Consider the following 9,056-nt stretch of genomic DNA (forward strand, 5'->3'; position numbering starts at 1 on the left):
GAATGCCCAAAGGACAATGGGTACTAACTTGATAAGCTTTTAAACAGACCAACTATTAGGTCATTTACGCAACAAGGTCATCGAAATATATAGAGATAAAAAAATAGCCAGCAAGAAAAAAATTTTAGAAGAGTATTCCAATATTATCTTACGATCGCTATAAAGCATAATAAACTCACCCAGGTAAATTTTATGCGTAGCTATTATGCACATCTTGCCAATGCAAGTCCACACTCTGCCTTAAAAAATTTTCCCACCTGCATTTATCGTTCCTCTGCCATCTTTCCTGTAATCTCTTTACCCGGCATCTCAACAAGATTGCTGTTTATGGGATATTGGATGTTAAAAAGCCATGTGCAGGAAATTGCTGCTCAGCTTTCCCTTCGTTCTGGTGAAGGAAAGCTGCTTTATCGAACCTCTTTGCCTATTCGAGAAGCTAAAACCTACCGTATCGAACTTATCGATCAGCTTATAGCCGCAGGTCTGCCCCTCGATCATCCTTTCATTGGTAGTCTAGAGATAGAATTTTTTTCTACGCGTCATTTAGTTTTTCCCTATCCCGCCGTTGCTATTAATTACTATGGTCCTGCGTTTAGTACTGTCGTTCATTCGGCTCAGCGCATCTACAATAATTTTGAGGATATGTATAACAATTCTCACTCCCATGTTCCTGAAGCAGGCTTTAATATTTATGTAGATGAAGATCATGAGCCCTTTATTAGTATCATTAACGGTCCTCAAGCTCTTCACCAGGCTCCCCTTCTTATGGAGTTTTATAATAGCAAAAATGAAAAGCTTACCCACGAAATTACTTATCCAACCTTACAAGCTTACCAGACCTGTCTTATCTATCCAGGTAGAGAGATCGAACTTCAAAAATTTTTAAATGGCCAACCTGGGACTGCTAAAATTACATGTGAAGTTAATTGGATATTCCCTCGCCTGCTAGTAGGAAACCTGCAACACTCTTTGCCCGCTATGACAATTACTCATACCTATTATGATTGCTCTAAGTCTATGGCGGAACACGATTACTGGCGCCCTGCAGAGCCGCAGTGGTTTCCCGCCACTCTCATGATCCCTTTGACTTTACAAAGAAATTTATTTACAACAGTATATTTTTATCCTATCTACCCCCCTAATACCTTAATTATTGATCTTGAAATCTACAATCAGGAAGGAAAACTTTTAGGAAAAAAAGGACAATGCTTAGCTTTGCATTCCCAACAAAGCGGTTATCAATCCTTATCCTTCAAAGATATTTGCAAAAAATTAGCTCTGGATACTGAACAAAATCTTGCAGCGCGCTTAATCGCACGCACAGAAGATGGGACTCGTATTCCTGCTCGTATTAAGCTAGGGTTAGATTTAGGAGTAGAAGGTCAGCAGATGCCTTGTAATATCTGTACAAACCTCCAACCTTTTAATCCTGCCCTGGAGAACAAACCAACTTCATTCCGCTGGGCCCCTATTCTTGCAGATAGGGAAAAATCTACTGTGTGGCTCCTCAACTCATCTTCTCATATAGAATACACCCGTTCTGCCGAAATAGACTTAACCTTCTTTCGCGAAAAAGATACTGAGAGGCTCAAGCGTACAGTAATTTTGCCCCCCCACGGCTTTCGAATCCTTTATGCTAAGGAAGATAAAGAGCTCTGCCAGTTCTTAGAAAATACTATCGGCTGGTTTACAGCTGTGAGCCCAAATCCCTACATAAGCACCTACTACTTTACAGAAGCTTCTTCGGGAGTAGTAGGTGGAGACCATGGATTTTAATAAAAAGTTTTTCTAGCTCTGCTAATCACCTTCTTACTTAGGTAAGCATGCCTTTTATTCACCTTAGTAGAGGTATGAGCATGGAGTAGGGAATTCATTTGCTCTCCCTGCCTGGCAGGATTTCTTGTATTCTTTTTCTCTAATCGGGACAATTTTTTTCTTATGTGCGGAGAAGGTTTTTTATTTCTAGCCTTACTAATTACATTTTTAGCTAAATAAGCATGTTTTTTATCAATTTTGGCATGTAAATGGGGATTGAGTAGAGGGCTGATCTGCTCGCCGCGAGCGCCCGAATTTTTTTCTGTGTTGTTTTGGCTTACTGAATACTGATGAATAAGAGGTGAAATGAACTTATCAATATACTCTTGATCATCTGATCCGAAAGGAACTCGCCCAAAAATAGCCTGAAAAGCTTTATTTTCTTGGATTTTATCATCTACCCTTCCGGTACGGTCTTCTGCACTCTTGCAAAAAAACTCTACACAATTAGACATCATCGCATGAATTTCTAAGTAATTAACTTGGAAATCAAGCACTGCATTTGCTTCTTTATTTTTTTGGTGGTAAAATATGTCGATAGCTAGCTCAAATTTAAGGGTTAAATCGTTGATATGATGAAGTTGTTGTACTTTTGTCAAATCGGAAGGTAGCTGATCAATTTCTCTTTTTAACTCGGATCTAAGCTGTTTAAAAAGATCTTTTATTTCCGAGCTCTTTTGTATATAAACTTCAGCTTTAAGTCTTAAATAATCTTTATAGTGATTGTAAACCTCTTTCTCATGCTGTTCAATTTTGTCTTTTAAGCGAATAATTTCCTGTTTAAGGTCAGCTTTTTGGGGATGGGAAAGATATTCTTCCATCAATTTATCCAATGAAGCATAAAGAGAAATAATACTTCTGGCTTTTTCATTTTGAAGCGCCTGCATGTCCCGTTTTGCTTGACGTAAGGAAGGCGCCCTTTTCATCGATTCAATTTCTTTTAAAGTTGCCACCGCAGAAGGGGGAAGAACCGATTGTTTCTGGATGAAATCAAACACTTCTTGTTCAAACTCTATAAAGCCTTTAGCATTGTAAGAAGCTAAAGATTCAGCATCTTTTAAATGCTTTCCCATAGAGGTTGAGTTTACAGCCAATTCATTAGCCCCTAAGTTCATAAAAGAAATATCAGGCTTAATCCAAATATCTTTTCCTTCTATTCTAACTTTAAGAAGCCGTTGATTGTATATTTTTAAAGCTAAAGCGGATTCTTCTAGTTGAGTGGTTTCACTTTCTCCCGACCATTTTCCTGCAATCCCCTTTTTACGATTACGGATCTTATCTATCTTTTTAGGGGATAATAGCATCATCGTGCGTAGAGGAAGGACAAGAGGCTGATCACGAGTAGTAACTAAAGAAGGATCAGCCTTAATTCTTAAAGCGGCTAAATCAATTAAATTTTGTTTGCAATTTCGGCAACCGATAGCTTGCCTTTGCAAAGTATCTTTAATGGCGATTGGCGGATAGCTAGAATGGCGAATAGCTTCAAAAAGTGTTTCTAAAAAATACTCTCCCTCCCTGTCATGAATTTCTCCAAAAGAAGTAGTCACATAGTTAGCTAAACCTTCACGATCTCTAATCGTGCTTGGCAGCATCGCTCTTGCCATACGTTCACCTTTCGCATCAACGATGGAAGAAGGCTTTTGCATATTAAAAAATTGTTGATTTGAATCACGTAGGAAGTAGGTGTTGATAATGGTAGGCCTTCCTACTGCCACAATAAATTCTTTTTCTGCTTGAGCTAACTTGTCAATGGTAAACTCCTCTATCTTTAATTCCGCTACTTGATTGAGCTGATTAAGGGTAAATTGTATATCTTTGGCTAGCTGAGCGAGCAGCTCTTGGGCAATCCCATGCACCTGCATATAATGATCTTCGCCAACTTTCTTATCAGGATGCTGAATATATTGGGGATCTATCTGAAATTTCTCCGAACGCATTTCCTGCATAAATTTTTTTTGAAGGTAGTCAAGAGTTTCTAACATCTTCCCTTGGGCTTTCTGGCCCTCTAGACTATCTCCTACTGCTAAATTTTTCATATGCCATTTAGCCGCATCTATTAACAGCCGTTGCCTTTCTATAAACCCTTCAGTCTTAGGCCCATGGTAAGCCTGAGGAGCATATTCATTAACCTCATAGGCTTGCCCCTCTCTGATTATTTTCCATACAGTAATTCCATAATTTTCATAGGAATTAATCTCGAATTTAATTCCCTCTAGCTCTCCTTTCTGGATTTTTATGCCATGCTCCTCTATCTGCGCATCGATAAGGGCAGGCTCTTCAGCTTGCAGCTTTTCTTTAAGACCTTTAATGATATTTAAAATTAAAGCCGCCTCTGTTGCTGAAGAATCTTTTTCATATTTCTCTTTAATTTTTATATCTCGACTGCTCTTGGATAGCTTGCTTACTGCTGGGGAAGCCATGATTTCCTTTTCATCTTTATCCCCTGCGGCTTTGTTCAAGATTTTGCTAGATACGTTCTTTATTTTATCGGAGGGAAGTTCTTTAATGATTTTATAATGATGGCGGTAATCATGAATCGCTTTGCCTATGAGCATTATTAGAGGAATAATAACAGTAAAATAAGAAATTATTTTAGCAGTGTTTTTAAGCAGTTCTTTCATATTTACATGGCTTACTCCCCATGAATAGCCACTTTCTTGGCTTTCCAATTTTTTAAATCGATGTCCTCCTTCTTTTTTTGAAACATTTTTTAAATGAAAATAAGAATCGAAAACATTTTTATTAGCATGATCAGTCGCATCAGAAAATTGAGTTTTGTCTATTGCCATAGTTAACTCCTTAACTAACTAACATCTATTAATATTATAATTTTAAATTATAATATTAATCAATTAATCAAAGAATTAACTAAATCAGAATAAAAAGGTAAATAATCAACAAATTGATAATCAGATAACTCGGGATCAAACCAACCTAGCTTGTGCTCAGTTTGATTAATTAACGCTATAAAAGAAGCTTTGATGAAGCGATTATAACCTATGACTTGAAGGATCTCTTTAGAAGTGAGGGGAACTGCCTTGCATTCAACAAGTAACAAAGGATGTAGGCTGTTTTCTTTGGGGAGATAACAAATAATATCCGCTCGTCTTTCAGGCAAAAGAGAGGTAGATATTTTCATATGGGGTAAAGACTGCAGCTCTTTCTCTACTGCAATACAGGAACTAGGAAATCCTAAATGCTGGATTAAAAGCTGGATTGCCTGCTGGCGAACAAGCTCTTCAGGGGTAGCTATTAGCCAGTTCTTACGGATGGCACAATAAATTTTTTGCTTTTCTTCTTTCTCCATAATAAGAAGCTCCAAAAATTCATAAGCTTGAGGTTATGAACTTTTGGAGCATTATTTAATTACCCTTCAGGCATGAGAAGATCATAATCCCCATCTTCACGGCGATAAATAACGTTTAACTTACGATCCACTTCATTACGAAAAAGCAGAAAAACCTCTCCTGATAGCTCCATTTTCATGATAGCTTCATCTAAAGTTAAATATTTAAGAGGCTTTTTTTCTTGTTTAACGATATGATGAGGACGATATTCTTTATCCCTCTGGGATGCATTTTCAGCTTCAATCTCTTCGTTAATTTCTGCTGCTTCAACTTCCTTTAAAGGGCGTAAAACATTCACAGCCATATCTACCATTTCAAGAGGCTTAGCATGATGATCTTTGATTTTTTGCTTATATTTTTTAAGTTGCGTTTGAATTTTATCCACGGCTTTATCAATAGAGGCATACATATCATCAGTGACCGCTGAACTTTTAATGAGTATATGGTTCAGCTTAACGAGAAGGTTGACATGATGCTCAAACCTTTGAATATCCATTGTGATCATTATATCTATAATAGGTATATCGTATTTTTCAATTTTAGAAAGCTTGTCTTTGATATAGCCTTCCATGGCCTCGGTTACTTGTATATTTCGTCCATTAATAGTTAAGCTATACTCTTCATCAACAAATTCAGCAGCTTTAGATTTGCGGCTCATAGAAACCTCGATTTTATGGATTTGAGATAGGAAATTTAAGTTCCTATTAGCTCCTATTATACAAAAAAATCTAGTAATGGGTAAAGAGAACAAAGCTATCTTTTGAAAATAGCTGCACCAGCAGAGACAACTTCTATTTCTCTAGGCCCTTAGCCTCTCCGGTGTGAATTTATAGCTAGACCCTAAGGTCCTAGATAGGCCTTTACAAAGGTTATTACCTTCAAGGCTGAAGGCTTTTAAACTTTATGAAAAATGTTCTATTAAAACAGCAGAAATAGCCAATTTTTAGGCCCCTAACACCCAAAAAATTTTCCTTTTCCTAACAAACCTTGTTAAAAAAAATTTTTCAACTTTTACCTACTGACTTTGCCGTTTTTAAAACCCTAGCTGTGCATCTAACCTTGCTTTATGCCAAAAAAAGACTATCAATTGTTAACGCTTTTTTAAGCCTTATTCCACAAATAAAATACTTTTTTGAACAGCTCTTTAAGCAAGCTCATACTTAAAGGAAACCTGCCTTTAAGGAAAGGTTTAGCTTTTAAGGGTAATTCCCTTGCTAGAAAAATGCCCTCCCAAAGCTTATTTACAGGCTATTGTTTCCTATTTCATACGCTTTTCTTCTTGTAGAAGATTTAAAATCTTTTTTATATCTCCTTGAGAAATCTACAAAAATTCATTGAGCTCCCCAATCCCCTCAAATATCTTTAGGCTATTAAAAAAACAAGCGAGAGGCCAAATAAAAAAAATTTTCAGAGGAGCTCTGGCCTTAAAAAACAGAGGAAGTCATGCGGAGCTAACATTGTAAAAGCTGGCGCCTATCTAATAGCTTTACCGATTAGAAGTTTTATACTGCTTCCAAATTTTTTTTCAATTGGGCACGCAGCTTTATATTCCCTAGCTGTCCGCAGGCTGCCATAATGTCCTTACCCTTTGTTACTCTAAGGAGAGTTTGATAGCCTTGTAAGCGCAAATGCTGACGAAAAGCTATAACAGCCTCCTCAGCAGGCCGGGCAAAACGATCACCTGTTTGGGGATTATAAGGGATAAGGTTAATTTTAACATGAAGGCCTTTAAGGTAATCTGCTAAACGTTCTGCATGTTCTAAAGAATCGTTTACATCCTTAATGAGTACATAAGCGGTAAGAATTTTTAATCCTGTGACTTCATTGTATTCACGCATCGCTTGATAAAGTTGTTGCATATCATGCTTACGGTTGATAGGCATTAAACGTTGGCGAATTGCATCCGTAGGAGCATTGATCGATACGGCCAGATGAGGCTTAGGCCCGGGACTATGAGTGAACTTATGGATCCCTTCGATCACCCCGCTAGTGGAGATAGTCAAATGATTACGTCCAAATCCTAAGCCTTTAGGATCCATTAATATATGGGTAGCTTGCCTAACGTTTTCATAATTATCAAAAGGCTCTCCCATTCCCATAAAGACGATATTACGTATAGGATATCCTAGCAGATGGCGAACCACAAAAACTTGGCCGATAATCTCTTCTACTTTTAAATTACGCAGTAATCCCATCCGGCCAGTCTCACAAAATGTACAGCCCCTGCGACAGCCCACCTGCGAAGAGATACACAGTGTTCCTCCCGCCTGCATAGGAATTAACACCGCCTCAACCTCAAGGTCATCCAGGGTTTTAAGAAGAAATTTTTTCGTTTTTCCGTCATCTTTTTCTACAGGCACTAAAGGCAAAGAAAGGTCGACTCTTAATAGGATTTCTCCTAAAAGCCTGGAGGCATTATGAAAAGCTGGATGATGGCCAGAGACTGTGCCTGTGCGATAAAATTCTTCATAGATTAGACCGGCATGTAGATAACCTTTGCCTAATTCTGCTGCGATAAAATTGCAAAAAGAGTGATGAGTATAGCTTAAAAGATTAACTTTTGAATTCATACCTTGGAAAAATGTGCACCGAAGAGGGCTCGAACCTCTAACCACCCGGTTCGAAGCCGGGTACTCTATCCATTGAGCTATCGGTGCATTTAGCTTGCAAGATTATAGAAAGAATCACGAAAATAGCATTCTAGCGTAGAAGCTTCTTTTTTTAAACCTAAAATTGGCCGTTGCATGCAAATTTCTCATACGCAAGGTTTGATCCTTAAAGTCATTGATTTTCGCGAATATGACCAAATCATGACTGTTTTTACCCCTGATAAAGGAATAGTAAAATGGATCTTCAAAATAAAAAAACCTTCGAAAACTTCTCCACGGGTTAAAATTTCTCCTCTTATGCAAGGTGAATTTACCTATAGCGAAACAAAAGGAGAGATTTGGAAATGTAGAAAACTTATTATCTATAACTATTATTTAAAGTTACGGGGAGATTATAGCTTATTAGAAAGTGCTGGACGGATGATTAACACCGTTATAGATTCTCAGCCCTTGCATAAGCCTGCCCCTAAACTTTATAAGCAATTGATCACCTACCTAGAAAAAATTCCTTTTACAACCAATCTATCCGCTTTAGAGCTAAGCTTTATACTAAAAATTCTTAAAAATGAAGGGGTAGCCAATACCCATTTGCAATGCTCTGTTTGTCAAAATCCCCTTCAATCTCTTTACATTTGGCAAGGGGAACATTTCTGTGCCATGCATACGCCTGCAGGTGCCTTGCTTTTTAATGAAGATGAAACTTTAGCCTGGATGCAGCTGGCTGCCTGTTCTTCTTTTAGCCAGCTTAATACTATTTGCATCCCTGAGCATTTGCCCTATAAAGCTCATCAGCTATTTAAAATGCTTGTGCAGCATTGAATTGTTTCCTATTTGCCTGCTTTTTTCTATTACTTCCCACGCACATGCTTTTCCTTTTTAGAATTTCAATTTTATTCTTGCCCGTATAAAGGTGAGTTTGTTATATTTTGTCTTCTTCAATTTTAAGCGAAAGTGGCGGAATTGGTATACGCGCTACTTTGAGGTGGTAGTGAGAGAAATCTCGTAGGGGTTCAAGTCCCCTCTTTCGCAATCAAGCTTTTGGCCCTCCCTTTCTCCGATCTAATAGCAAGTTTTTCAGTTATCATATTTCTAAATAAGCTCTTTTTTTATCCTCTATTTTATCTAGGAGATGTATCAGGGTTAACGCATTTAATTTTACTTGATAAGTAAAAATATTTTCCTTACAACTTTTCCTTTAATACAGGAGGAGCCATGTCAGAGGATAACACCGTCATTATGGGATTTTTAAAAATTGTCCCGGACCCAAGAATAGAACGATGCAAAA

At 37.6% G+C, this 9,056-nt stretch carries 6 protein-coding genes and 2 tRNA genes; 3 read left to right on the forward strand and 5 right to left on the reverse strand.

Going from position 1 to position 9,056, the window contains the following annotated elements:
* The first annotated feature begins 192 nt into the window (after positions 1–192).
* The gene (locus NEOC95_RS01760; RefSeq protein ID WP_213151134.1) at positions 193–1,776 is read left to right on the forward strand and encodes a hypothetical protein; all 1,584 of its coding nucleotides are present in this window, start codon (positions 193–195) and stop codon (positions 1,774–1,776) included.
* Here NEOC95_RS01760 and NEOC95_RS01765 read toward each other — a convergent pair.
* From NEOC95_RS01765 to NEOC95_RS01785, 5 genes are all read right to left on the reverse strand, one after another.
* Positions 1,773–4,604: a hypothetical protein gene (locus NEOC95_RS01765; protein WP_213151136.1), complete on the reverse strand. Its 2,832-nt coding sequence runs from the start codon at positions 4,602–4,604 to the stop codon at positions 1,773–1,775. The genes NEOC95_RS01760 and NEOC95_RS01765 overlap by 4 nt on opposite strands.
* 59 nt (positions 4,605–4,663) lie before the next feature.
* Entirely contained in the window at positions 4,664–5,122 is a 459-nt protein-coding gene (locus tag NEOC95_RS01770) for a type I restriction enzyme HsdR N-terminal domain-containing protein (RefSeq protein WP_213151138.1), read from the reverse strand.
* A 59-nt stretch (positions 5,123–5,181) separates the two neighbouring features.
* Complete coding sequence (gene hpf, locus NEOC95_RS01775; protein ID WP_213151140.1) at positions 5,182–5,820, reverse strand: ribosome hibernation-promoting factor, HPF/YfiA family; 639 nt, start codon at positions 5,818–5,820, stop codon at positions 5,182–5,184.
* Positions 5,821–6,664: 844 nt separating this feature from the next.
* Complete coding sequence (gene rlmN, locus NEOC95_RS01780) at positions 6,665–7,732, reverse strand: dual-specificity RNA methyltransferase RlmN (protein ID WP_213151142.1); 1,068 nt, start codon at positions 7,730–7,732, stop codon at positions 6,665–6,667.
* A 14-nt stretch (positions 7,733–7,746) separates the two neighbouring features.
* Positions 7,747–7,819, reverse strand: a tRNA-Arg gene (locus NEOC95_RS01785).
* Between the two features lie 87 nt (positions 7,820–7,906).
* On the opposite strand from NEOC95_RS01785, the gene recO reads away from it, so the two are divergent.
* Both recO and NEOC95_RS01795 read left to right on the forward strand, forming a co-directional pair.
* Complete coding sequence (recO, locus tag NEOC95_RS01790) at positions 7,907–8,590, forward strand: DNA repair protein RecO (RefSeq protein ID WP_213151143.1); 684 nt, start codon at positions 7,907–7,909, stop codon at positions 8,588–8,590.
* A gap of 126 nt (positions 8,591–8,716) precedes the next feature.
* Positions 8,717–8,800 (forward strand) — tRNA-Leu (locus tag NEOC95_RS01795).
* Positions 8,801–9,056 lie beyond the last annotated feature (256 nt).

Source organism: Neochlamydia sp. AcF95 (genome assembly GCF_018342455.1).
GTDB lineage: Bacteria > Chlamydiota > Chlamydiia > Chlamydiales > Parachlamydiaceae > Neochlamydia.